This is a genomic window from Polaribacter sp. (assembly GCF_024639685.1).
In the GTDB taxonomy this organism is placed as follows: domain Bacteria; phylum Bacteroidota; class Bacteroidia; order Flavobacteriales; family Flavobacteriaceae; genus Polaribacter.
In genome coordinates, this window is the sequence record NZ_JAHEHX010000001.1 from 1 (window position 1) to 26339 (window position 26339).

At 30.2% G+C, this 26339-nt stretch carries 23 protein-coding genes, 1 tRNA gene and 1 pseudogene; 15 read left to right on the forward strand and 10 right to left on the reverse strand.

The features are described 5' to 3' along the window. Window positions 1–208: pseudogene (locus tag Q0L44_RS00005) on the forward strand (alpha-amylase); the annotation flags it as partial. A 426-nt stretch (window positions 209–634) separates the two neighbouring features. On the opposite strand, the gene Q0L44_RS00010 reads toward Q0L44_RS00005, so the two are convergent. Next, a tRNA-Gln gene (locus Q0L44_RS00010) sits at window positions 635–706 on the reverse strand. 170 nt (window positions 707–876) lie between these two features. Between Q0L44_RS00010 and Q0L44_RS00015 the strand changes: the two genes are divergently transcribed. Then, window positions 877–4008: a DUF2723 domain-containing protein gene (locus Q0L44_RS00015; RefSeq protein ID WP_296633575.1), complete on the forward strand. Its 3132-nt coding sequence runs from the start codon at window positions 877–879 to the stop codon at window positions 4006–4008. A gap of 50 nt (window positions 4009–4058) precedes the next feature. On the opposite strand, the gene Q0L44_RS00020 is transcribed toward Q0L44_RS00015, so the two are convergent. Both Q0L44_RS00020 and Q0L44_RS00025 read right to left on the reverse strand, forming a co-directional pair. Next, complete coding sequence (locus Q0L44_RS00020; protein WP_296633578.1) at window positions 4059–4352, reverse strand: thioredoxin family protein; 294 nt, start codon at window positions 4350–4352, stop codon at window positions 4059–4061. An 87-nt stretch (window positions 4353–4439) separates the two neighbouring features. Further along, entirely contained in the window at window positions 4440–5663 is a 1224-nt protein-coding gene (locus Q0L44_RS00025; RefSeq protein ID WP_296633582.1) for a metallophosphoesterase, read from the reverse strand. 99 nt (window positions 5664–5762) lie between these two features. Between Q0L44_RS00025 and Q0L44_RS00030 the strand changes: the two genes are divergently transcribed. Genes Q0L44_RS00030 through Q0L44_RS00045 form a run of 4 tightly spaced genes read left to right on the forward strand, consistent with a single transcriptional unit; the run spans window position 5763 to window position 12188 of the window. Next, entirely contained in the window at window positions 5763–6590 is an 828-nt protein-coding gene (locus Q0L44_RS00030) for a sterol desaturase family protein (RefSeq protein WP_296633585.1), read from the forward strand. A gap of 47 nt (window positions 6591–6637) precedes the next feature. Continuing rightward, on the forward strand, window positions 6638–9475 hold the full coding sequence (gene polA, locus Q0L44_RS00035) for a DNA polymerase I (protein ID WP_296633588.1): 2838 nt from the start codon (window positions 6638–6640) through the stop codon (window positions 9473–9475). Window positions 9476–9518: 43 nt separating this feature from the next. Further along, on the forward strand, window positions 9519–11195 hold the full coding sequence (locus Q0L44_RS00040; protein WP_296633590.1) for an RluA family pseudouridine synthase: 1677 nt from the start codon (window positions 9519–9521) through the stop codon (window positions 11193–11195). A gap of 36 nt (window positions 11196–11231) precedes the next feature. Further along, window positions 11232–12188 carry an L-threonylcarbamoyladenylate synthase gene (locus Q0L44_RS00045; protein WP_296633593.1) on the forward strand — a complete coding sequence of 319 codons (957 nt, stop codon included), beginning with the start codon at window positions 11232–11234 and terminating at the stop codon, window positions 12186–12188. A 3-nt stretch (window positions 12189–12191) separates the two neighbouring features. Here the strand turns inward: Q0L44_RS00045 and aat are convergent, their stop codons facing one another. After that, window positions 12192–12842 carry a leucyl/phenylalanyl-tRNA--protein transferase gene (gene aat, locus Q0L44_RS00050; protein ID WP_296633595.1) on the reverse strand — a complete coding sequence of 217 codons (651 nt, stop codon included), beginning with the start codon at window positions 12840–12842 and terminating at the stop codon, window positions 12192–12194. 124 nt (window positions 12843–12966) lie between these two features. Here aat and Q0L44_RS00055 point away from each other — a divergent pair, with 124 nt between their 5' ends. Together Q0L44_RS00055 and Q0L44_RS00060 are read left to right on the forward strand one after the other, a co-directional pair. Next, on the forward strand, window positions 12967–13593 hold the full coding sequence (locus tag Q0L44_RS00055; protein ID WP_296633599.1) for a VTT domain-containing protein: 627 nt from the start codon (window positions 12967–12969) through the stop codon (window positions 13591–13593). A 17-nt stretch (window positions 13594–13610) separates the two neighbouring features. Then, entirely contained in the window at window positions 13611–13853 is a 243-nt protein-coding gene (locus Q0L44_RS00060) for a DUF1456 family protein (protein ID WP_053973576.1), read from the forward strand. A gap of 83 nt (window positions 13854–13936) precedes the next feature. Here Q0L44_RS00060 and Q0L44_RS00065 read toward each other — a convergent pair whose 3' ends face one another. Continuing rightward, window positions 13937–14305 carry a DUF3127 domain-containing protein gene (locus tag Q0L44_RS00065; RefSeq protein WP_296633610.1) on the reverse strand — a complete coding sequence of 123 codons (369 nt, stop codon included), beginning with the start codon at window positions 14303–14305 and terminating at the stop codon, window positions 13937–13939. A 5-nt stretch (window positions 14306–14310) separates the two neighbouring features. Further along, window positions 14311–15171: a flavin reductase family protein gene (locus Q0L44_RS00070; protein ID WP_296633613.1), complete on the reverse strand. Its 861-nt coding sequence runs from the start codon at window positions 15169–15171 to the stop codon at window positions 14311–14313. 78 nt (window positions 15172–15249) lie between these two features. Here Q0L44_RS00070 and Q0L44_RS00075 point away from each other — a divergent pair, with 78 nt between their 5' ends. Continuing rightward, window positions 15250–16407, forward strand: coding sequence for a HAMP domain-containing sensor histidine kinase (locus Q0L44_RS00075; protein WP_296633615.1), 1158 nt, complete (start codon window positions 15250–15252; stop codon window positions 16405–16407). 54 nt (window positions 16408–16461) lie between these two features. On the opposite strand, the gene Q0L44_RS00080 is transcribed toward Q0L44_RS00075, so the two are convergent. Together Q0L44_RS00080 and greA are read right to left on the reverse strand one after the other, a co-directional pair. Beyond that, window positions 16462–16851, reverse strand: a complete 390-nt coding sequence (locus Q0L44_RS00080) for an HIT family protein (protein ID WP_296633617.1) — start codon at window positions 16849–16851, stop codon at window positions 16462–16464. 104 nt (window positions 16852–16955) lie between these two features. Beyond that, the gene (gene greA, locus Q0L44_RS00085; RefSeq protein ID WP_296633620.1) at window positions 16956–17429 is read right to left on the reverse strand and encodes a transcription elongation factor GreA; all 474 of its coding nucleotides are present in this window, start codon (window positions 17427–17429) and stop codon (window positions 16956–16958) included. A gap of 186 nt (window positions 17430–17615) precedes the next feature. On the opposite strand from greA, the gene Q0L44_RS00090 reads away from it, so the two are divergent. From Q0L44_RS00090 to Q0L44_RS00110, 5 genes are all read left to right on the forward strand, one after another. Next, the gene (locus tag Q0L44_RS00090) at window positions 17616–18032 is read left to right on the forward strand and encodes a phosphoribosylaminoimidazole carboxylase (RefSeq protein WP_296633622.1); all 417 of its coding nucleotides are present in this window, start codon (window positions 17616–17618) and stop codon (window positions 18030–18032) included. A 53-nt stretch (window positions 18033–18085) separates the two neighbouring features. After that, the gene (locus Q0L44_RS00095; RefSeq protein WP_296633625.1) at window positions 18086–19243 is read left to right on the forward strand and encodes a 5-(carboxyamino)imidazole ribonucleotide synthase; all 1158 of its coding nucleotides are present in this window, start codon (window positions 18086–18088) and stop codon (window positions 19241–19243) included. 2 nt (window positions 19244–19245) lie between these two features. Continuing rightward, window positions 19246–19725, forward strand: coding sequence for a 5-(carboxyamino)imidazole ribonucleotide mutase (purE, locus tag Q0L44_RS00100; protein WP_296633627.1), 480 nt, complete (start codon window positions 19246–19248; stop codon window positions 19723–19725). 64 nt (window positions 19726–19789) lie between these two features. Next, entirely contained in the window at window positions 19790–21805 is a 2016-nt protein-coding gene (locus tag Q0L44_RS00105; protein WP_296633629.1) for a M3 family metallopeptidase, read from the forward strand. Window positions 21806–21895: 90 nt separating this feature from the next. Then, window positions 21896–22942: a carboxypeptidase-like regulatory domain-containing protein gene (locus Q0L44_RS00110; RefSeq protein WP_296634175.1), complete on the forward strand. Its 1047-nt coding sequence runs from the start codon at window positions 21896–21898 to the stop codon at window positions 22940–22942. A 122-nt stretch (window positions 22943–23064) separates the two neighbouring features. On the opposite strand, the gene Q0L44_RS00115 is transcribed toward Q0L44_RS00110, so the two are convergent. Both Q0L44_RS00115 and Q0L44_RS00120 read right to left on the reverse strand, forming a co-directional pair. Then, a complete protein-coding gene (locus tag Q0L44_RS00115) occupies window positions 23065–24303 on the reverse strand; it encodes a glycosyltransferase (protein WP_296633631.1) in 1239 nt (412 codons plus the stop codon). Continuing rightward, window positions 24304–24777 carry a heme-binding domain-containing protein gene (locus Q0L44_RS00120; protein WP_296633635.1) on the reverse strand — a complete coding sequence of 158 codons (474 nt, stop codon included), beginning with the start codon at window positions 24775–24777 and terminating at the stop codon, window positions 24304–24306. 103 nt (window positions 24778–24880) lie between these two features. Between Q0L44_RS00120 and lpdA the strand changes: the two genes are divergently transcribed. Beyond that, window positions 24881–26281, forward strand: coding sequence for a dihydrolipoyl dehydrogenase (gene lpdA / locus Q0L44_RS00125; RefSeq protein ID WP_296633637.1), 1401 nt, complete (start codon window positions 24881–24883; stop codon window positions 26279–26281). Window positions 26282–26339: the final 58 nt, after the last annotated feature.

Here is a 26339-nt window from a genome sequence, read left to right on the forward strand (position 1 = left end):
TGGTTTAGTTTTTTCAAGAGTTAGAGAAGAAGATAAAGTTGTAATTGGAATTAATTTATCAAAAGGCAAAAAAGAAATGAATGTTTCATCTATCTTTAAAAATGGAGAGGATTTAAAAGATTTTTATTCTGGTCAATTTGTAAAAGTAAATCAAGGGAAAGTAATTTTTAATTCTAAATTTGATATTGTGTTGATAGAAAAAATATAATAATCAAAATATATTATATTTCTTTGAAGAATTTACCTATTTCTTAATGATTAAATGTATCTGTAATTATGATTGTTGTTTAAGTATATAAAAGAAAGAAATTAGATACACAAAAATTGTGTATCTAATTCGTAATTATTTTCCCATTTCTAAAAAAGAAATAATTTCGCTCATCATGTTCTCCCAAGCAAACCACGATAACCAATTAAAATAATTCAAAATATTGAAAATCAATACACTATTAGTCAAATCGACAACAAAAGAAGACTAATTGGTTCGATATTCCCTGAAAATTTCAATTTGAAAATAAAAAAGTTCGAACCGCGGATGTTAATCCCATTTTGAGTAAAATAGCCCAGTTTAACAAGGTAAATCAAGGGTATAAAAAAAGGGACAAATCTAAAAAAAATGATTTGTCCCGGTTAGTTGGCCTACAAGGACTCGAACCTTGAATGTCGGTACCAAAAACCGGTGTGTTACCAATTACACCATAGGCCAATACTTTAATGAGGGTGCAAATTTAAAGTAAAGTTTTAAATTCACAAACATTTTTTTGAAAATTTTGCTTTTAACAAACTTTTGTGAGGAGTTAACCGTTTAGAAAACGACTCAAAACCTTCTTTTTTTCATATTTATTAGTACATTCGCTAATAGAATATTAGGTTAAAATGAACGAAAAAAATTATACAAAATGGAACATCATTTTAGGATGGGTTTCCTTTGCAATTGCCTTAATAACTTATAGTTTAACTTTAGAGCCAACTGTAAGTGCTTGGGATGTTGGAGAATATATAGCTACCTCTGTAAAATTAGAAGTAGGGCACCCTCCAGGTGCTCCTCTTTTTCAAATGTTAGGTGCATTCTTTGCAATGTTTACTACTGACGTTACTCAGATTGCAAAAATGGTAAACTTTATGTCTGCTTTAGCTAGTGCGTTTACTATTCTTTTTATGTTTTGGACCATTAGTAATTTGGCTTTAAAATTGTCTGGAAAAACAGGTAGCATTTCTAAAGGCAAAAGAATTGCCGTTTTAGGAAGTAGTTTAGTTGGTTCTCTTACTTACACATTTTCTGATAGTTTTTGGTTTAGTGCTGTAGAAGGAGAAGTATACGCAATGTCATCATTTTTAATGGCGCTTTTATTTTGGTTAGGTTTAAAATGGGAAAGTGAAATTCATACACCAAGAGGAAACAAATGGCTTGTACTAATTAGCTTTGTAGTTGGTTTATCTTTTGGTGTTCATATACTTTCTTTGTTGGTAATACCCGCAATTGTAGTGTTATATTTCTTTAAAACCTATAAAAACATCAACTTAAAAACTTCTGCAATAGCTACAATATTTTCAGTTTTAGTATTAGTTTTAGTCTTTAAGTTTATATTCCCTTTTACATTAAAATTCTTTAGTGCAGCAGAATTATTTTTTGTTAATTCTATTGGTTTACCCTTTAATTCTGGTAGTATTATTGCTGCAATTATTCTAGTAGCACTTTTCTTTTTTGGTTTAAAATTTACTAGAAAAAAAAATAAACTTACTGCAAATACACTCATCTTATCGTTATTATTTATTGTCATTGGTTTTTCTTCTTGGATGATGCTTCCTATTAGAGCAAATGCAAACACTACAATTAACGAAAATAATCCTTCTAGCGCTCGTGAGTTATTAGCTTACTATGAGCGAGAACAGTATGGAGATGCTAATGTTTTTTATGACACTTATTATTCTAATAAATACAGTGATGAAAGAGACAGAGATAACCCAACTAGAGATGATAAGCCTAAATATGAAAAAAAGGTTGTAAAAGGAAAAGACAAGTATGTTATTGTAAATGTTTACAAAGATGTTTTGCCTAATTACTCTGACAAACATAAAGGTTTTATTCCTAGAATGGTTAACCCTTCTTCTGAAGAAATGTACAAAGCTATTGCTGGTATTCCAAAAAATAGCAAAAGAAGACCAACATTTGCAGAGAATATAAAATTTATGATTAGCTATCAATTCGGCTATATGTATGGGCGCTATTTTATGTGGAACTTTGTAGGTCGTCAAAATGATACTCAAGGTAGATTAGACATTTTTAATGGTAATTGGTTAAGTGGAATTGATTTTATTGATGAAGCAAGGCTTGGTTCTCAAGAAATGTTACCTTGGCAAGCACTACTAAATAAAGGACGAAACACTTATTATTTTCTTCCACTTTTATTAGGCTTAGTAGGTTTGTTCTTTCAGATTAAATGGGATAAGAAAAACTTCTTTGCTTTATTTTTATTTTTTGCTTTTACAGGTTTTGCTATTATTTTCTATACAAACCCTAGACCTTTTGAACCAAGAGAGAGAGATTATGCAGTTGTAGGTAGTTTTTACATTTTTGCAATTTGGATAGGTTTTGGTGTACTAGCATTGTATGAATATTTAAAAAACTTTGCAACTCGTAAAAAAGTGGCTATTGCAGTTACTATTGCCTCTTTATTGGCAGCACCTGTATTAATGGCTTATCAAAATTGGGATGATCATGATAGATCTAACAGATACACCACCCATTTAAATGCACAAGCCTATTTAGAAAGTACAGATCCTAATGCCATCATGTTCACTATTGGTGATAATGACACCTTCCCTCTTTGGTACATGCAAGAAGTAGAAGGCGTTAGAACCGATGTTAAACTAGTAAACACTAGTCTTTTTCAAACAGATTGGTATATCGACCAAATGAAAAAGAAAAGTTACGATGCAGATCCAATTCCATCAGAATTAACACATGATGAGTATAAGTATGGAACACTAGATGTTGCCTATTACTTTCAAGAATTATTTCCTCAATTAAAAGATTCAGTTCTAGAACTAAAAGATTTTATGAAATGGATTAGAAGTGATAGTAAACGGACTTTTTATGATTTAGATGAAGATGGTAATCCAGAAAAAATATTACCAACCAATAAAATTCGTATTCCTGTTAATAAAGAAAACGTATTAAAATATGGTATTGTAGCTCAAAAAGACGCTGATAAAATTGTGCCTTATATAGATATAACTATAGATAGAGCTATTGCTAAAAACACCATCTTAATGCTGGATATTCTTAATAACTTTAATTGGGAAAGACCAATTTATTTTACTGGTGGTTCTAATACTAACAGTGAATATGTTTGGCTTAAAGATTACTTACAATTAGATGGAGTTGCATTTAAACTAGTACCTATTAAAACACCAACAAAAGTGTTCAATGAAAATGGACAAATGGTTCGTGAACTTACTTTATTTGATATTGGTAGAATAGATACCGAAAAAATGTATAACAATATCCAAAAATGGGATTGGAGAAACATTAACGATGGTAAAATCTATTTAGACGAACAAACAAAAAGAAATGTTATTTCTTTAAGAAACAGTCTAATGCGTTTATCTGCAGCATTTGCTGAAGAAGGAGACACCATTAGAGCTATTGAAGTTTTAGATTTATCATTAGATAAAATGCCTATAGAAGATTTTGATCATTATAGTTTATCTATGGAGTATCCAGAAATGTATTATAAACTAGGTGAAGTAAAAAAAGCTAGAAAAAATGCAGAAGATCTAATTAGTTTATTTAAAGAGAAGTTAATTTGGTTTAGTACATTTTCTTCAGAAGACTTTGACATTATTTTTGAAGAATTCGATGTTACCTTTAGATACCTTTATAGAGGAATTATCGATCAAGTGTCACAATATGATACAGATCAAGAATTTATAAAAGAGTTGCAAGATGAATTTAATAAGACACTAAATCTCTTTCAGCATATAATGCCAGAGAATGCAGAGTAAAAAAACCGCAAACTTTAAGTTTGCGGTTTTTTTGTTTACTATTTAACTTGTTAAAGATATTTCTGAACTAGACCAATTAAGGTATTTGCATCTTGCATACCAGTTTGACGCCATTTCATTTCTCCGCTTTTATAAATCATAAAAGTAGGATTCCCTTTAACTCTCAAGGCGTCTGCTAAGGTTTCATTTTGTTTAATATCAATCTTAATTACTTTGGCTCTATCACCTAAGGCTGCAGCTACATCTCTAAGAGTGTCTACTGTACTTTGAACATCGTCCCAATCTTGATAAAAGTCAATTAAAACTGGCTTTTCAACGCTAATTAATTCTCCAAATTTTGTCATAAAATAATTTTTAAGAGGGAAAAAATTGTAAAATTTTGCTTTTAAATCTGTTACAAAGATAACAATTCTATTTAAATTGACTGATTGTCAGGCTTTTTTCAATTCTATAACAGTAATTTCTGGCCAAATACCAACTCTTCCCGGAAATGCATGATAACCAAAACCTCTATTCACATTTATAAATCTACCAAACTCCTCATATAAACCTGCCCATTGTTTGTAGACGTATTGTGAGGGGCTCCATTTTAAAAATCCAGGAATTTCAATACCCATTTGTAAGCCATGGGTGTGCCCACTTAAAGTAAGGTGGTAATTAAAATCGTCTTTCTTAACTTTTTCCTGCCAGTGACTCGGATCGTGACTCATTAATATTTTAAAATCTTCTTTCTGAATTCCTGAAGACGCTTTTCCTAAATCTCCAGCTTGATTAAATCCTTTTCCCCAGTTTTCAACTCCTAAAAGCGCAATTCTCTCTCCATTTTTTTCAATACACCTGTGTTCGTCCAACAATAAATCGAATCCAATTTTTTTATGTATGTTTTTTACTTTCTCAAAATTATCAATTTTATCTTGAGGGGTTTTCCAATCCATATAATCTCCATAGTCATGATTCCCTAAAATTGCATACTTACCTTCTTTTGCAACTAGTTTATCAAAAACATCAATCCAATCATCCATTTCATCAGCTTTATTGTTTACAATATCGCCTGTAAATAATAACAAATCTGATTGTTGTTCATTAATTAAATCTACCCCATATTGAATTTTTTCTCGGTTTGTAAAACTCCCTGAATGAATATCTGAAATCTGAGTAATGGTATAGCCATCAAAAGCAGCTGGTAAATCATCAAAAGATAATTGATATTTTATTACTTTATAATTGTATTTTCCTTGAATAATACCATAGATAAAAGACACAAAAGGTATTGTTGCAATACCTAAAGCCAATTGAGAAATAAACTTTCTTCTGCTTGGAATCGATTTTGTTTCTCCACTGGAAACAGCAGAGATTAACTTTACAATCCACCTATAAACATCTTCACCAAAAAGAAAAACAATAACTACTAGCTTTGGTATAGCCAAAGTTAACATTAGACCCATTGCCATTTGAAAACGTGGTGTTTGTCCATTTCCTCTATCATAAGTTAACATTGTTATCAAAAAATTGACATAAACTGCAGCACTAACTGCTATAAATGAAAAGCGAACCCACTTATTTTTAGAGATTGTTTTAAAAGCTTGAAAAGTATAAATCTCTACTGCAACTATTACAATTACTAAAATTATTAAAGGTATTAACCAACGAGGCATAGAAGTTATTTTTAAAACAAAGATAACTGTTAAAAAACGATTGATTTTTAACAACTTGTTAAAGTTTTTCTTAGTTTTATAACATAAATATTCAAGTAAATGGATGCAATTGTTGCTTTTTTCGAAAACCTAACCAGTGTACAAAAATTAATATGGATTGTAGGTTGCCTATCTGTATTTTGGATTTTAGAAGGTGTTTATCCTCTAAAAAAACATAAATATAATAAATGGAAACATGCCAAAACAAACTTTGTATTGTTAGGTTCTACTATTTTAATAAATGTAATTTTTGGCTTGATTACTGTTGGTATTTTTCTATGGTTAAACACCAATAATTTTGGCTTATTAAATTTGGTTGATTTTCCTGTTTGGGTAGAAATTATTCTAGCCATTATGATTTTAGATTTTATGTCTCAATATGTAGTGCATTTTATGTTGCACAAAATACCTGTAATGTGGCGTTTTCACACTGTACATCACAGTGATAGGCATGTAGATGTTACCTCTGGCACAAGACACCATCCAATAGATTTTATTTTTAGAGAAACTTTTGCCCTATTAGGAATTATAATAGCTGGCTTACCTTTGGCTTATTATTTAATTTATAGAATACTAACTGTACTTTTCACCTATTTTTCACATGCAGACATTCAACTTCCTCTTTGGCTAGATAAAGCTATTAGTTATGTGTTTATTTCACCAAATACACATAAATTTCATCATCATCATGTAATGCCTTGGACAGACACTAACTTTGGAAATATCTTTTCTTTTTGGGATCGTATTTTTGGAACATTCATTTACGAAGACACCAATGATATTATTTATGGAGTAGATATTTTAGATTCAGAAAAATCAGATGATGTACTTTATCAACTAAAAGCTCCATTTCAAAAAGGACTAAAATCGGCAGAATATAAAGCTTAATTTATTTTTGTTTTTTGTAGTTTTATCTTTTAAGATATAAAAATAAAATGGCAGACCAAAAAAGACTATTTCTAGTTGATGCTTACGCATTAATATTTAGAGGATATTACGCATTTATTAAAAACCCTAGAATAAATTCTAAAGGCTTAGACACCTCTGCTATTATGGGTTTTATGAACTCACTTTTAGATGTCATCAAACGTGAAAGACCAGATCATTTAGCGGTTTGTTTTGATAAAGGTGGTAGTGCAGATAGAGTAGAAATGTTTCAGGAATACAAAGCCAATAGAGATGCTACTCCAGAACCTATAACTCAAGCCATACCTTATATCTTTAGTATCTTAGAAGCCATGCACATACCAATTATGGTTAAAGAAGGTTTTGAAGCAGATGATGTTATTGGTACACTTTCTAAACAGGCAGAAAAAGAGGGTTACAAAACCTTTATGGTTACACCAGATAAAGATTTCGCACAGTTAGTATCAGAAAATATTTTTATGTATAAACCACGTTTTGGAGGTGGTTATGATATTTGGGGAGTGCCTGAAGTTTTAGAGAAATTCCAAGTTACAGAACCTTTACAAGTCATAGATTTTTTAGGAATGATGGGTGATTCTGCAGATAACATTCCTGGTTTACCTGGAGTTGGAGAAAAAACTGCAAAGAAATTTTTAGCTCAATTTGGTTCTATGGAAGGCTTATTAGCCAACACTGATCAGCTAAAAGGTAAAATGAAAGAAAAGATTGAAGCAAATGGCGAGCTTGGTTTACTTTCTAAAAAGTTAGCTACAATTATGTTAGATGTGCCTGTTACTTTTAATGCTAAAGATTTTACTTTAGATCAGCCAGACTTAGAAAAAGTAGAAGAAATTTTTAATGAATTAGAATTTAGACAACTATTAACAAATTTCTTAAAAACATTTGTTATAGAAACTACAACTAATGCTTCTGACAATTCACCAAAAAATACAGATACTCCTAAAAAAGCAGCAACAAATTCAGAAGGTCAATTCGATTTATTTGCAGCTCCTGGTTCTGGAAGTATAACTCAAGAAGAAAGTTTATCTGGCTTTAAAACGATTACAAATACAAATCATTTTTATCAACATATAGATAGTCCTCTATCTCGTAAATTATTAATTAAAAAGCTAATGCAACAAACTTCTGTTTGTTTTGATACTGAAACAACAGGTTTAAAAGCATTAGAGGTAGAGTTAATAGGAATTGCATTTTCATATGAAAACGGTAAAGGATATTATGTTTCATTTCCAGAAAATCAGGAAGAAACTAAAACTATCTTAGAAGAATTCAGTCCATTTTTTGAAGCTGAAACAATAGAGAAAGTTGGTCATAATTTAAAATACGACATCAAGGTTTTATCAAACTACAACATGCCTGTTAAAGGTAAATTATTTGATACCATGATTGCTCACTATCTAATTAACCCAGATATGAGGCACAATATGGATGTTTTGGCTGAGACGTATTTAAACTATCTACCTGTTTCAATAACAGAATTGATTGGTAAAAAAGGTAAAAATCAGCTTTCTATGAGAGTTGTACCTATTAAAGATCAAACAGAATATGCTGTTGAAGATGCAGACATCACTTATCAACTAAAACAACATTTTACAAAAGAGTTAGAAAGTGGTAATGTTACTGAACTTTTTAATAATGTAGAATTGCCTTTAGTTTCTGTTTTAACTGCTATGGAAATTGAAGGAATTAATATTGATACAGACTTTTTAAAACAACTTTCTACAGCTTTAACTGATGATCTCAACAGATTAGAAAAAGACATTTACGAACAAGCAGGAGAAGAATTTAATATTGCATCTCCTAAACAATTAGGTATTGTTTTGTTCGAAAACATGAAGTTGGTAGATAAGCCTAAAAAGACAAAAACGGGTCAGTATAAAACTGGTGAAGACATCTTATCTTTCCTAGCAAAAGACCATAAAATAATTAGAGACATTCAAGAATACAGGCAATACAAAAAACTGAAAAGCACATATGTAGATGCCTTACCTAATGAAATCAACCCAAAAACAGGGAGAATTCATACACAATACATGCAAGCTGTGGCTGCAACTGGTCGATTGAGTTCTAACAACCCAAATTTACAAAACATACCTATTAGAACAGAAAGAGGACGTGAAGTTCGTAAAGCTTTTGTGCCTAAAGACGACAATTATGTATTACTAGCTGCAGATTATAGCCAAATAGAATTACGAATTATTGCTGCTTTAAGTGAGGAAGAAACCATGATTAATGCTTTTAAAAATGGCGAAGACATTCATGCTTCTACAGCTGCTAAAGTTTTTGGTGTTGATATTAAGGATGTTACTCGTGAACAAAGAAGTAATGCAAAAACTGTAAACTTTGGTATTGTTTATGGGGTTTCTGCATTTGGCTTAAGTAACCAAACAGACTTAAGCAGAGGTGAAGCAAAAGAATTAATTGACACCTATTACGAAACCTATCCTAAACTAAAAGCATACATGTCTGCCCAAGTAGATTTTGCAAGAGAACATGGTTATGTAGAAACTGTTTTAAATAGACGTAGGTATTTAAAAGATATTAATTCTAGAAATGCTATGGTTAGAAGTGGTGCTGAAAGAAATGCTGTAAATGCACCAATACAAGGTTCTGCTGCAGACATTATAAAACTAGCAATGATAAACATTCATAAACGATTTTTAAAAGAAGGTTTTAAATCTAAAATACTGTTACAAGTGCATGATGAATTGGTTTTTGATGCACACAAAGATGAACTCGAAACTATTAAACCTATTATAAAAGCCGAAATGGAAAATGCTTTTAAAATGACTGTTCCTCTAGATGTAGAAATGGGAATTGGGCAAAATTGGCTTCAAGCTCACTAACAAAAAAACTTAATAATACCCAAAAAAACAACTATTTTTTTTCATGAAACCAAAATATTTTCAGGAATTTAAAACTCCAATTTCTTCAATTAAACTTCCTAGAAAATTTACGTTTCCATTTTATTATGAACCTCATACGTTAGCAAAAATTGCAGCAAGTGAATTACAAGTATACTTATTAACTCAAAAAGATTTTAACCATAATTTTGGACTGAAGAAGGATAATTTAGAAAACGCCATTGGTAAAATGTTTGGTGTTTTAATAGTACAAAATGCAAAAAATAAAATTGGGTATTTAGCAGCATTTTCAGGAAAATTACAAGATAAAAGTTTACCAGAAAAATTTGTCCCCCCTGTTTTTAATATGAGAACTGAAGGTAGTTTTTACATAAAAGGGGAATTAGAAATTGATGCGATTAATGCACGATTAACCAATATTCATAAAAACACGGATTACAAAGAGTACTTAAAAAAACTAGAAAATTTAGAAAATGCTATTGCTGTAGATTTAGCTTACCAACGTAAAAAAATAAATGAAGCACGATCTTTAAGAAAACAAAAAAAGAAAGAAGCTAAAACATCTTTGAATAATGTTGATTATCAAAATCTAGAAAATACTCTAAAACAAGAAAGTTACAATCAGCAGTTTTTTTATAAAGAATTAGTAGGTTATTATGATGATAAACTACTCCATTTAAAAGAAAAAGTAAATTATTATACCAAACAAATAGCGGCTTTAAAGATTGAGCGAAAAAAAAAATCAAATTTCTTACAGCAAACGTTATTTAGTAAATATGCATTTTTAAATAAGGATAAAAACTTAAAAAGCTTATTAGATATTTTTAATGATCCAGATATACAACCTCCTGCAGGTTCTGGCGAATGTGCTGCTCCTAAATTACTACAATATGCATTTGCGAATAATTTAAAACCTATTTGCATGGCCGAATTTTGGTGGGGAATTTCACCAAATTCTGCTGTTAGGAAACATAAAAATTACTACCCTGCCTGTCAAAGTAGGTGTAAACCTATTTTAGAGCACATGCTTACGGGTATAAGTATTGATTCTAACTTATTGTTAGAAAATTTATCAGTAGAAAAACAATTAGAAATTATTTTTGAAGACGATGATTTAATAATTGTAAACAAGCCATCAGAATTTTTATCTGTGCCAGGTAAAACGATTACAGATTCTGTTTACACAAGAATTAAAAAACAATACCCTAATGCAACTGGTCCTTTAATTGTGCACAGGCTAGATATGTCTACATCTGGTATTTTAGTGCTTACCAAAACCAAAGCAGCCAATAAAAAAGTACAAAGTCAGTTTATTAATAGAACAGTTAAAAAAAGATATGTTGCTCTTTTAGATGGAAATCTATCTAAAGAAAGTGGCAAAATTAAATTGCCTTTAAGAGTAGATTTAGATGACAGGCCAAAACAATTGGTAGATTTTACTCATGGTAAAAATGCAGAAACAAAATGGACTGTAATTAAAAAAGAAGACAATAAAACTCGTATCCATTTTTACCCAATAACAGGAAGAACTCACCAACTTAGATTACATGCAGCTCACAAAAAAGGTTTAAATACACCAATTATTGGTGACGATTTGTATGGCAAAAAATCGAATAGATTGCATTTACATGCAGAATACATATCATTTTTGCACCCAACAACGAATGAAAAAATGACATTTAAAGTTGATGCTAATTTTTAGAGCAATAAAAGTATTTTATATGTAATTTTGTGACACATGAGTATTATTTCTAAAGATATACAAAAAGCAATTTCTATATTAGAAAATGAAGAATTAGTTGCAATCCCTACAGAAACTGTGTATGGATTAGGGGGTAATATTTTTAGCGAAAAAGCGATTCAATCTATTTTTGAAACAAAACAAAGGCCTCTTTTTAATCCTTTAATTGTGCATATTTCTAGTTTAGATCAATTAGACAAAATTGTTGATGAAATTCCTGAAAAAGCAAAACTGCTTGCAGAGAAATTTTGGCCTGGCTCTATGACATTAGTCTTAAAAAAAAATAAAAATATCCCAAATTTAATTACAGCTGGTAAAGATACAGTAGCTGTTAGAATTCCAAATCATAGCACTACTTTAGAATTATTAAGTAGATTATCATTTCCTTTAGCTGCTCCAAGTGCAAATCCATTTAATAATATCAGTCCAACTAAACCAGAACACGTAGAACGTTACTTTAAAGATAAACTTAAAATGGTTTTAGATGGTGGACCTTGTAAAAATGGAATTGAGTCCACTATAATTGGGTTTGAAGCTGGTGAACCTATTATTTATAGATTAGGAGCATTGGCTATAGAAGAAATAGAAGGTACTGTAGGTGCTGTCTCTGTAATGAATGAAAAAGAGAAAAATCCAGATGCTCCTGGAATGCTGAAAAAGCATTATGCCCCAAAAACGAAAACCATTTTAACTACAGCTATAGATAGTGAAATTAAAAGCCATACTTCATCTAGAATAGGTTTGTTATCATTTTCTAAATCTCACAAAACAAAATTGGTTGCTGAAGAGATTATGCTATCTACTTCTTTAAACCTTCAAGAAGCTGCTTCAAATTTATATGATGCTATGCATCAATTAGATCATTTAAATTTAGATGTAATTATTGTAGAAAAACTACCAGATTATGGTTTAGGAAAATCCATGAATGATCGTTTAAAACGCGCAGCATATTAAAAGTTAAAATTTGCTCTTTAAAATTTTTAAGAACTCAGATCTTTCAATTTCTTTTGCCCCTAAAGTTGCTAAATGTGGATTATAAACCTGACAGTCAATAAGATGATATTTATTAGATTGAGCCAAATGAATAAAAGCAAACTTTGATGCATTAGACACTTTTGAAAACATACTTTCTCCACAAAAGATACCATTAACCTCTAAACCGTACAAACCACCAACAAGTTCTTTCTTCTGATTTTTAACTGAAAAACGCCAAACTTCGATAGATTTTGCTGCTCCTTTTTCATGGAGGTTAATATATGCTCGCTCCATATCATTTGTTATCCAAGTGCCTAAACCATCATTTCTGTCAATGGTTTTACAATTGTAGATTACCTCTTCAAAACTCTTGTTTTCAGTAATTGTAAATGCATTCTTTTTTAATAGATTTTGCATAGATTTAGATATTTTTAAATCATTTGGGTATAAAACCATTCTTTCTAAGGGGCAATACCAAACTATTGGTTCTCCCTCTGAATACCAGGGGAAAATTCCATTCTCATAAGCGTAAAGTAATCTTTCTACAGACAAATCTCCACCCAAAGCAAGAATTCCACTTTCTGTTGAATAGGAGTAATCTGGAAATTCTATTTTATCGGTTAGCCAAATCATTATAAATTATCTAAAGGTTACAAATTTAGTGATTACCAAGAAATACTTTAATTTCTATTTAACAGAATATTTAGAGATTAATGCATTATTTTTGCAAGCTATTTTGAGATGAGGAAAAAAGGGCATGATTAAAAGAAGAAAAAGACCAAAATCAAATCGAAAAAAATTCGAATTAGTTCATAAATACTATGAGAGAACTGGTTTCTATTCTTTTGTGGGTAAAAATCTAAAAAATGCGATACTTCCAATTTTAGGAGTAATCTTACTAGTTTTTATTTTTAATAAATATGTTTACAATATAAATGATGGCTTACGTCATTTCACAGAAACATTTTCTAAAAATAGCGTTTTAATTGTATTCTTTATTTCAGAATCTATTCTAGGGTTAATTCCGCCAGAAATATTTATTGCTTGGGCAAAAAAAACGTCAGACCCTGTATTAAACTTATTCATTCTTGCTTTGCTATCTTATGCTGGTGGTCTAGTTTCTTATTCTTTAGGAAAATTTATTTCTAAATTAGAAAAGGTAAGACTATATCTTGAAGTTAAAATGGCGAAAAGCTTAAAAAATACTCAAAAATGGGGTGGTGTTTTAATTTTAGTAGGTGCACTATTACCTTTACCATTTGCAATAGCTTGCTTAACAGCAGGTATGATTAAATACCCTTTTAAAAACGTAGTGTTTTTTGGTTTATTTAGATTAGCTAGATATGCTATTTATGGATGGGCAATTTTTAAAGTGGTACATTAAAAGCATACTTTTGTTGCATGGGATTAACAAATAACGATATTTTTAAAAAACTAAGAGTAGCACATAAGTTAAGAGATACAGATATAATAGATATTTGTGCTCTAGTAGATTTTAAAGTTACTAAAGGAGAATTAGGTGCAATTTTTAGAAAAGAAGATCATCCTAAATATGTAGAATGTGGAGATCAATTTTTACGCAATTTTTTAAACGGATTAATTATTCATTTAAGAGGTCCAATGCCAAAGAAAAAAGAAAACTAAACTTTCACTAAAATATACTGCATAAAAAAAGAGAGAATTCATTAAATGAATTCTCTCTTTTTTTGCTTTATAGTTTATGAAACCTAGAATGGCAAATCATCTGGTTCATCATTAGAAACGTTGCTTGCTGGCTCAAATTGATCTACTGGAGGTAAATTATCTGATTGTGGTGCAGACGATAAGTTTTCGATTCTCCAACCTTGAATAGAGTTAAAGTACTTTGCTTCTCCTTGAGGGTTAATCCACTCTCTACCTCTTAAGTTAATAGAAACTTTTACATCTTGACCAACATTATAATTGTTTAGCAAATCTGTTTTGTCCTGTACAAATTCTACCATAATCATTTGAGGATATTGCTCATCAGTTGTAACAACTAATTCTCTTTTTCTAAATCCATTAGACCCAAATGTTTGTACGTCTCCAATTAATTTTATTTTTCCAATAACTTCCATAATACTTATTTTAATAAAAGTACTTTCCAAGCACTTTTTACATCATTTTTACTTAAAAACTCTTTAGCAAATGTATGTTTTTTTACAGTTTCTAACCCAATAAATTCTGGATGTTCTTTGCTAAAGTTATCAACAGTTACTGCATCTGGTAATTGTTCTACATTACCTAACATTCCTAAATTATTACCAGTTAATATGGTACTATTTCGTATTTCTGATGGTATAGCATCTACTCCAATACCTAGAATTGCAATTGGTTTCGGAATTTCGAAAAAGCCATCTCTAGCTCTAGAATAATAGCTGCCTCCTGCTCTAGCAACTAAATCTATTTTGTGTTGATCTATTGAGCCATCTTCTGCTAAAATATCTTCAGAAACATGTAATTTTACAACTTCACATATTATTAAATTACCTGCACCACCTTCTGTACCTGTATAAATAATATCTTTTACTTTACATTCAAATTGAACTGGAGATTCTGCAACTCTAAAAGGTTTTACAATGTCTGATTTTAACATAGTAAAGCCAGCTTTATCAAACTCATTAACTCCTTTTGCATACTCTGTACTACTTAAAGACATCTGTTGTACAATATCATAATTCACGACATTAATTACAACTTCTTTAGTTTCTTGTGCATTTTCTAAAGTGTGTTTTATAGTATTATCTCTAACTCTTCTTGCAGGTGAAAATATTATAGTTGGTGGATTAGAACTAAACACATTAAAAAAACTATAAGGAGATAAGTTAGGATTACCTTTTGCATCTAAAGTACTTGCAAAAGCAATAGGTCTTGGTGCAATTGCACCCAATAAATAACCATGTAATTTACAAGTAGTAATTTCTTTTGGATCAATAGAAAGCATATTATAAATTTTAGTGATGTAAAGATACTATCTAAACTTGAAAGGAGTTATATTGTAGAAACCTTATCTTTGTTTTTAATGAAATTATTCTCTAATACCCTTTTATTTAAACGAATTACAGTATTTGTATCGTTGGTAATTGTAACCTTAATTCTTTGGAATACCTATCGCTTTTTTCAAAAATTTAAGTTGGCTGAAAGAGCTAAAATGGAAATTCATGGTGAAGCTATTAAAGAGCTTAACACAGAAAGTTTAGCAGATTTAGATCAGAATATTTCTAACTTACCTTTAAGTATCATTAGCAAAACGAAAGATATACCTTTTATTTTGGTTGGTGATGATGGTGAAATTAAAGGATCTAATAACCTTAATCCTAAAAAAGAAAACGACCCTGAATATCTAAAGAAACAACTAGAAATAATGAAGAGCCAAAATCAACCTATTAAAGTTGATTATTTAGGCAAAACAGATTATATCTATTATAGAGATTCAGATTTATTAAACAAACTTACCTACTACCCTTTAGCGCTTTTATTAATTTTAGTTTTATTTCTTGCAATCATCTACCTGTTTTACAAAACTAATAAAGCTTCTGAAACCAATAAATTATGGACAGGAATGGCTAAAGAAACTGCACATCAAATAGGAACACCTTTATCGTCATTATTGGGTTGGATTTCGATTTTAAAAATGGAAAATGTTAATGAAGATTATATTAAAGAAATTGAAAAAGATGTACATCGTTTAAGTACAATTGCAAACCGATTTTCTAAAATTGGTTCTAAACCAGAGTTGAAAAAAGATAACATTATAACTATAACAAAACAAGCTTTTGATTATTTAGAATCTAGAAGCTCCAAGCAAATCTCGTTCACATTTTCTAGTAATGATGATGAAATTTATGCCGACTTAAATACAGAATTGTTTGGTTGGGTAATAGAGAATCTATTAAAGAATGCCATTGATGCAATGCTTGGTAAAGGTCAATTGAACTTAAAAATTGAATGCAAACAGAAGCGAATAAAAATTACGATTACTGATACAGGTAAAGGCATACCTAAAAAACTATTCAAACAGGTTTTTAAGCCTGGTTTTACGACCAAAAAACGTGGCTGGGGCTTGGGTTTATCTTTATCTAAAAGAATCATTGAGGATTATCATAATGGAAAAATCTTAGTTAAAAAATCTGAAATTGATAAAGGAACTACTTTTCAAATAATACTAAATAAAATTTAGCGAAATTTTTTAAATTAATAAATAATTTAAGCTAACTTTTTAAAGATTATTACTTTACTCAAAATTTCGAGAAATACTTTGTGCTAAAGCAACGAACTCCTCTTTCGTTAATTTTTCCTTTTTTGTAAATTGCATATCAGACATTACATTAGTTGGAACCAAATGCACATGTACATGGGGCACTTCTAAACCAATAACACTCATACCAACTCGTTTACAATCCACTGCTTTTTCTAAAGCTTTTGCAACTCTATAAGAGAAATTCATTAGCGAAGAATACTCCTCCTTAGATAAATCAAAAATCTTATTTTCTTCTTTTTTAGGAACAACCAGTGTATGACCTTTTGCATTGGGATTGATATCTAAAAAAGCGATAAAATTATCATCTTCAGCAACTTTATAACTTGGTATTTCTCCATTAATTATTTTCGTAAAAATGCTCATCAAATAAGATTTTAAATTAAGTTATGATTGAGAGTAAATATAAAAAAGAATTCGGGTTTTGACTGTGTCAAAACCCGAATTTATAATGTTTCTAAAATGCAGAATTACCTTGTAATTTCTACAATTTCAAATTTCATAACACCACTTGGCACTTGTATTTCTGCAACATCACCAACTTGTTTACCTAAAAGTCCTTTACCAATAGGTGAATTTACAGAAAGTTTTCCATTTCTTACATCAGTTTCAGAGTCTGCAACCAATCTATAAGAAAACTCCATCCCATTTGCAATATTTTTAATTTTCACATTAGAATGGATTAAAATCTTAGAAGTATCTAACTGACTTTCATCTAAAATACGTGCATTTGCAACTACATTTTTAAGCTTCGCAATTTTAGTTTCTAAGTGAGATTGCTCCTCTTTTGCTGCATGGTATTCTGCATTTTCACTCAAATCACCCTTATCTCTTGCATCTGCAATTTCTTGGGTAACTCTTGGTCTTTCTACTTGCTCTAATTGATGTAATTCTTCCTTTAACTTTTTTAATCCTTCAGGAGAATAATATGAAATATCACTCATTGTAATTTATATTTAATATATCGTTTTCTATATCAGACATCTTCAAGTTAAAACGATAGTTGATTATTAAAAAAACCTCTTTAGGTAAATTTAAAAATCTCATTGCCTTTTCAGGAATGAGATTAGACCACAAATGTACAAAATATTTGTAAATTGTCATCGTTTTTAAAGAAACAGCAAATAAATATGTTTAGAAAAATAGCTTGTTTACTTCTTTTTTGCACAATTATAAGTTGCTCAGATACAACCAATTTAGCTAATTGCATCCGTTCTTTTAACGTTAGTGTTGTCACAGATTTAAACAATCCAAGTTTAATTAATGTGCAAACTCCAGGTGGTTTTGCAGAACTTGCAGGTGGTAATAAAGGCATACTTCTTTTTAATAAAAATGGTACTGACTTTGTTGCTTTTGATCGTTTTTGTCCAAGTAACGATTGTACCTCTCCAATGACATTCAAAAATAGATTACTAAAATGCACTTGTGACGAAGGAACTTACAGTGTAGATTTTGGAGGTGCTCCTCAAAAAGATGGTTTTGATTGCCCAGCAATTGAGTATAGAGTTACAAAAAATGGTTCTACAATTCGAATCAGTAATTTTTAATAGTTTCTTATATTTTAGATGCGTATTTTTGCGTGAACACAACATAAAGTATCGTGAAAAATTATTTTTCTTCAGATTTTAAATTAGGAATTTTAGGTGGAGGGCAATTAGGTAGAATGCTACTTACTGAAACACAAAAATTCGATATTCATACTTCTATTTTAGATGGTAATAAAAATGCACCATGTGCAGAAATTTGCAACACTTTTGTAGTTGGAGATTTATTAGATTTTGATGCAGTTTATAACTTTGGTAAAACAGTAGACTTACTAACTATAGAAATAGAAAAGGTAAATTTAGATGCATTAGATAAATTAGAGGAAGAAGGTGTTGCTATTTATCCTAAGCCTAAAGATTTAAGAATTATTCAAAGTAAAGCACGTCAGAAAAACTTCTATATAGATCATCAAATACCAACTGCAGAATTTTCTCATTATGCCTATTTGCAAGAGTTAATTCATTCTTACGAAAATGATATCATCGATTTTCCTTTTGTATGGAAAGCTGCACGTTTTGGTTATGATGGAAATGGAGTTAAAATTGTAAGAAATATTGAGGATTTAGAAAACTTACCAAAAGTAGAATGTATTACAGAAAAGTTAATTCCGTTTAAAAACGAATTAGCAGTAATTGTGGCAAGAAATGTAGCAGGTGAAGTAACAACATATCCTGTAGTTGAGATGGAATTTCATCCAGAAGCAAACCAAGTTGAATATGTTATTTGCCCTGCAAGAATAGATTTTAAAGTTGCAGAAAAAGCAAGAGAGGTAGCATTAGATGTAGTTAGTAAGTTAGATTTTGTTGGTTTATTAGCTGTAGAAATGTTTCAAACTGTAGATGATCAAATCTTAGTGAATGAGGTTGCTCCAAGACCACATAATTCTGGCCATTATTCAATTGAAGCCAGTTATACAAGTCAATTTGAGCAACATTTACGTTCTATTTTAAATCTCCCTTTAGGAAATACTGCAAGTAAAGTAGCAGGAATTATGTTAAATCTAGTTGGTGCAGAAGGTTTTTCTGGTGATGTAGTTTATGAGAATTTAAATGATATTTTAAAAATTGATGGAGTAACACCTCACATTTATGGTAAAAAAGAAACGCGTCCTTTCAGAAAAATGGGGCATGTAACTATCGTAAATGCTGATGTTGATAAAGCAAGAGAAATCGCACAAAAAGTTAAAGAAACAATAAGAGTAATTAGCAAATAATAATGGTAGGAATTATAATGGGAAGCGATTCAGATCTTCCAATAATGCAAGAAGCAATAGACATTTTAGAAAGTTTTGATATTCAAATAGAAGTAGATATTGTATCTGCTCACAGAACACCAGAAAAGCTTTTTGATTATTCTAAAAATGCACACTCTAGAGGTATTAAAGTTATAATTGCTGGTGCAGGAGGTGCTGCTCATTTACCAGGAATGGTTGCAAGTATGAGTCCTTTACCTGTAATTGGAGTTCCTGTAAAAAGTAGAAATTCTATAGATGGTTGGGATTCTGTTTTATCAATCTTACAAATGCCTGGAGGTGTACCTGTTGCTACAGTTGCTTTAGATGGTGCAAAAAATGCGGGTATTTTAGCTGCTCAAATTATTGGAGCTTCAGACAAATGTGTTTTAGATAAAATTATTGCATACAAAGAAGGTTTAAAACTTAAAGTTGAAAAGGCTTCTGAAAGCATAAAAAAATAAAAAATACAAAATGTAAGAAGCCCTTCAAGTATTCGTATTTGAAGGGCTTATAAATTATAAAAATATGAACCCACTTTTACAAGATTTTAATACAGCTCCGTTTACAAAAATTTCTTCTGAAGATTACAAACCAGCTATTAAAAAAGGGATAGAAATAGCAAAAGCAGAAATTGATGCAATTGTAAATAATACAGCTGTACCCACTTTTGAAAACACAACAGTAGCTTTAGATTTTACAGGAGAAAAACTGAATAGAATAACTTCTATTTTCTTCAATTTAAATTCGGCAGAAACCAATGATGCTATTCAAAAAATTGCTCAAGAAGTTTCACCTTGGTTAAGTGAATTTAGAAATGACATCACTTTAAATGAGGGATTATTTGACAGAGTAAAAGCTGTTTTTGATGATAAAGAAAATTTAGATTTAAAACCTGAGCAACAAATGTTGTTAGAAAAGCAATACAAAGGTTTTGCCAGAAATGGTGCTAATTTAGATGATGAAAAGAAATCTAAACTAAGAGAAATAGATGCCAAGCTATCTAAATTGTCTTTACAATTTGGTGAAAATGTTTTAGCAGAAACCAATGCTTTCGAAATGCTTTTAACCGAAGAAGAAGAGGTTTCTGGCTTACCAGATTCTGTGAAAGAAGCTGCTAACCAATTAGCAAAAGAACAAGATAAAGATGGGTATATTTTTACTTTACAACACCCAAGTTATATTCCGTTTTTAACATATGCAGACAATAGAGAGTTGCGTAAAAAAATGGCAATTGCAGCTGGTAAAAAAGCATTTCAAGACAATGAATTCAATAACGAAAAAATTGTTTTAGAGATTGTAAACTTACGTCAGCAAAGAGCAAACTTATTAGGTTACAAAACACATGCTCATTTTGTGTTAGAAGAAAGAATGGCAGAAACTCCAGAAAAAGTAATTGAGTTTTCGAACAACTTATTAGCAAAAGCAAAACCTGCTGCTCAAAAAGAGTTTAAAAATTTAGAGAATTATGCTAAAAAGTTAGATGGCATAGATCACCTTCAAAAATGGGATGGAGCTTATTATTCAGAAAAATTAAAGAAAGAATTATTTGATTTAGATCAAGAGATTTTAAAACCTTATTTTAAATTAGAAAATGTAATTGATGGTGTTTTCGAAATTGCACATCGTTTGTATGATTTAAATTTTGAAGAAGTTTCTACCATCGAAAAATATCATCCAGATGTAAAAACATATAACGTTACTGATACTAAAGGCAACTTTATTTCTGTTTTTTATGCTGATTATCATCCAAGAAAAGGAAAAAGAAATGGTGCTTGGATGACAAGTTACAAATCGCAACAAATTAAAAACGGAGTTAACGAAAGACCTCACGTTTCTATTGTGTGTAACTTTACAAAACCAACAGCAACAAAACCATCTTTATTGACGTTTAACGAGGTTACCACTTTATTTCACGAATTTGGTCATGCACTACATGGAATGTTAGCAAACACAACCTACAACAGTTTATCAGGCACTTCTGTTTCTTGGGATTTTGTAGAATTGCCAAGTCAGGTTTTAGAAAATTGGTGTTATGAAAAAGAGGCTTTAGAGTTGTTTGCAAAGCATTATGAAACAGGTGAAGTTATCCCAATGAAATATATTGAAAAAATTAAAGAATCTGCTAGTTTTCATGAAGGCATGCAAACTTTACGTCAGTTAAGTTTCGGACTTTTAGATATGAAATGGCACTCTGGAAATCCGTCAGAAATTACCTCTGTAAAAGATTTTGAAATTGATGCTTTTTCTGAAACTAGATTGTATCCTGATGTTGCAGAAAACTGTATGAGCACAGCTTTTTCTCATATATTTCAAGGAGGATATTCTGCTGGATACTACTCTTACAAATGGGCAGAAGTTTTAGACGCTGATGCTTTTGAATATTTCTTAGAAGAAGGAATTTTTAATAAAGGAATAGCTAAAAAATTTAAAGAAAATGTGCTTTCTAAAGGTGGTACTGTAAAACCAATGGAATTATACAAACGCTTTAGAGGGCAAGAACCAAAACCAGACGCTTTACTAAAAAGAGCTGGTTTACTGTAAAGGATTACATATTAACATTTCGTTTTATCAAATCGGTTTTTTCTTTTTTACATACTTTTATTCCCTAGTTTTATAACTGCACAAATAACTATAAAAGGTAGCGTATTTGATTCTAATCTTCCTTTAGAAAATGTAGCTGTTTATCTAAACAATACAATGTTAGGAACTACCACAAATAATGCTGGCGAATTTACATTAACTGTTACTGAAGGCGAATATGAACTTATAGTATCTTATTTAGGATTTAAAAAAATCAACTATAATTTAAATACTTCAAACTATCAAAAACCTCATCGTTTTAATTTTGTTGAAGATGAGAATGTATTGAATGAGATTGTCATCAAAAAAACAGTTTATGATGAAACTTGGAAACACAATTTAGCTTCTTTTAAACAAGAGTTTATTGGACTCACAAATTTGGCTCAAGAATGTGAAATACTGAATCCAGAAGTTTTGCATTTTGAGTTTGATTATCAACAAAATAAATTTACTGCTTTTGCCAGAAAACTATTAAAAATGAAAAATAAAGGATTAGGTTATTTAATTACTTATGAGCTAGAAGATTTTACAAAAATTAATAATTATGTTTCCTATTTAGGATACTCTAGATATGAGAATTTAAAAGGTGGAAAACGTAAGAAAAAGCGTTGGAAAGCAAATAGAGAAATTGCTTACAAGGGTTCTGTTGTTCATTTCTTAAAATCTTTGATAAATGATACCTTTAAAGAGGAAGGTTATATTGTTAATCAATTTAAAAGAGTATTAAACACCAAAAGACCTTCTGATGAAGCCATAGAAAAAGCAAGAGCAATTATTCGTTTCAATAGGATTAATAATAAGAATATTAAAAGAAATTTAGAGAATCCAAAAAATGCAATTGACTCTGCTTATGTTACAGTAAGAAAAAATAGATTACCAAAATATGAAGATTATTTATACAAGTCTCAGTTAAAAAAAGAGGACATTATTAGCATTAAGAACAATCAATATTACTTAATTTTTGAGAATAATTTAAGCATAGTATATTCTAAAGAGAAAGAAGAACTTCGCTTTTTAAGAAGAACACTTTTTAGCAAACGAACCGAACCTTTAGCACAAACATCGAGTTTTATTTCAGTAAAAAGAATGTTATTATAGATAAAAGAGGAATCTTAAAAGAACCTTTATCTGCTTATTATGAAGGATATTGGTCTTATGAAAAATTTGCAAACTCTTTACCTTTAGATTATATACCTGATTATGGAAAAGAATAATTAAGCTTATTTATTTTTAGCTTCAATCCATTTACTCATAAATTTTGTAGCCTGTAGTGTTTGATGTTGCAACAAACTTCCTAAAAAATTTTGAGTTCGATGTTCGTCTAAACTCTGTTTAATTTCTTTCATTTTACTAATAAAAGGAGACTCTAATTTCTCTTTATCATAAATTTGATTGATGATTGTAATACCCTTCCTTTGAGATGATATCCATAAGCTTTTATTAGAATACAACTCAATTGCTGCTTTCGAGAATTGATCAAAATCATCATTTATAAAACCATTCCAAAATAGATTCTTATGCATACCTTCTGAACCTATAGCTGTTGTAACACTTGGAGTTCCACAAAGCATGGCTTCAGTTAATTTGCCTTTTATACCTGCTCCAAAACGTAAAGGAGCTAAAACTACTTTTCCGCTTTCAACAACTTCTTTTGAGTTTTCTGCAAAACCTTTAATAATAAAACCTTCTTTTTTATTGTGTAATTGCTGTATTTGCTGATTTACATAAGCTCCATAAATATGTATTTCAGCTTCAGGAATTGCTTTTCTAATCGTTGGCCAAATCTCTTTTTTTAGCGTGACAACTGCGTCTACATTTGGCTTATGAAAAAAGTTGCCTATAAAAACAAAATGCTTTCTTTCTTCAAAAGTTTTCCATTTTTTTGATTGACCTTCATCAATCTTATCAAATAAAAATGGCAAATAATACAATAACTTTTCATCAACTTTAAAAACAGATTTTAGTAAATTCATTTCATAAATTGATATGATTAAAGACAAATCACATCTTAAAATAGAAGCAATTTCTCTTTTGGTATCATCAGATTTTAATAAAGCTTCGTTTGTAAAACCTTCTCCTTTTTTTATTTGTTGATAACGAACTTTTCTTAAGAAATGTAAATCTTCGGTATCTAAAATCCGTAAAGCGTTTGGGCAATTTTCAGCAACTCTCCAACCAAATTGTTCTTCTGTCATAAAACGATCGAACATGACAATTGAAGGTAGTAAATCTTTAACAAAAAGATCAAAAGAAGTATTATTTAATTCAATTAATACCTCTTCTATTTGCAGAGTAGATAAATTTAAAGCATTCTCATTTTTTTGAGAAGCAGATGCAAAAACTACGTTATAATTTTTCTTTAAAAACAATTCAATAAGTTGCATCATTCTACTGCCAGCTGCAGAAGAATTTGGCTCTACCCAAACAGCACCAATAATTAAAATTGTTTTTTTAACCAATTATTTACTAACCATTTGTTGCTTATAATCTGCCTGAACTTTTTTACCCCAAGTTACTACAGCATCAATCTGTTCTTGAGTCAAGTTGGCTTCTGCATGTGTCCAAGTATAAGAGTTTAAAGGCATTTCTCTTTCTTCCACCTCTTCATACAACTCATCCATTTTGTGTTCTTTTCTCTTTAATGAATAAGAACTCCATTTTGAAAAATCTAAATGTTTTTTACCATCTTCTATATGCTCTTCTAACCAATAATTAACTGGTGTAATATTATTATACCAAGGATAAGTGGTTTTTGAAGAGTGGCAATCAAAACAAGTAGTTTTTAAAATTTGTAAAACATCTTCTGGTGGATTTGTCTCTGCAATAAAAGCATCTAGAGAAGCTAAATTTCCATCATTCTTTTTTGGGTCAAAAAATTGCGCAATTATCAATATTAATAGTAAAACTAGACCTACTTTTTTTAGTATTTTCATTAGATGGAACTTTATAATTTAAGAACTGTAAATCTACATAAATTGAATGTATTCTCTAAAAATATTAGTATTTTTGTAACATAAATTACCATTATAAGATATCATGAAATACGACATTATAGTTATTGGTTCTGGACCTGGAGGATACATTTCTGCAATTAGAGCATCTCAATTAGGTAAAAAGGTAGCTATCATAGAAAAATATAGCACATTAGGAGGTACTTGTTTAAACGTAGGTTGTATTCCTTCTAAAGCATTATTAGATTCTTCACATCATTTTTATGATGCAGTTCATCATTTTGAAGAACACGGAATTTCGGTTGAAAAACCAAGTTTCGATTTCTCAAAAATGATAGATCGTAAAGCCAAAGTTGTAGAAACAACTACAGGTGGAATTACATATTTAATGGACAAAAACAATATTGATGTTTATGAAGGTTTAGGATCTTTTGAAGATGCTACTCGCATTAAGATTTCTAAGAATGATGGTTCATCAGAAGTTATAGAAGGTGCAAATATTATTATAGCAACTGGCTCAAAACCAGCTACATTACCTTTTATCAATATAGATAAAGATAGAATTATTACCTCTACAGAAGCTTTAAAACTTAAAAAAGTACCAAAACATTTATTAGTCATTGGTGGTGGGGTTATAGGTTTAGAATTAGGTTCTGTGTATGCTCGTTTAGGTGCAGAAGTTACTGTAATTGAATATATGGACAAAATCGTTCCAGGAATGGATACAGATATCTCAAAAGAATTACAAAAAGTTTTCAAAAAACAAGGCGTTAAATTTGCAACAAGTCATAAAGTAAGTTCTGTTGAAAGAAATGGAGATACTATTACTGTAAAAGCAACTGACAAAAAAGATAGAGAAATTGAATTTTCTGGTGACTATTGTTTGGTTTCTGTTGGAAGAAAAGCATATACAGAAGGTTTAGGCTTAGAAAAAGTTGGTGTAGAGGTTAACGAGCGTGGGCAAGTCAATATCAACAATCATTTACAAACCAACATAAAAAATATTTATGCAATTGGAGATGTTGTAAAAGGTGCAATGTTAGCTCATAAAGCTGAAGAAGAAGGTGTTGTCGTTGCAGAATATATAGCTGGCGAAAAGCCACATATCAATTATAATTTGATTCCTGGCATAGTGTATACATGGCCAGAAGCTGCAGCAGTTGGTAAAACTGAGCAGGAATTAAAAGAAGCAAAAATTGAATATAAATCTGGTAAATTCTCTATGAGAGCATTAGGAAGATCTAGAGCTAGTGGAGATTTAGATGGTTTTGTAAAAGTTTTAGCAGATAAAAAAACAGATGAAATTTTAGGTGTTCATATGGTTGGTGCAAGAGTTGCAGATTTAATTATGGAAGCTGCTGTTGCTATGGAATATAGAGCTTCTGCAGAAGATTTAGCACGTATTTGTCATGGTCATCCAACATACTCAGAAGCGGTAAAAGAAGCAGCAAAAGCAGCCTGGGATGGTAAAGCTTTAAATGCATAAAAATTAAATAATAGTAAAAAACCTCACTCTTTGGTGGGGTTTTTTTGTTTCCAAAACT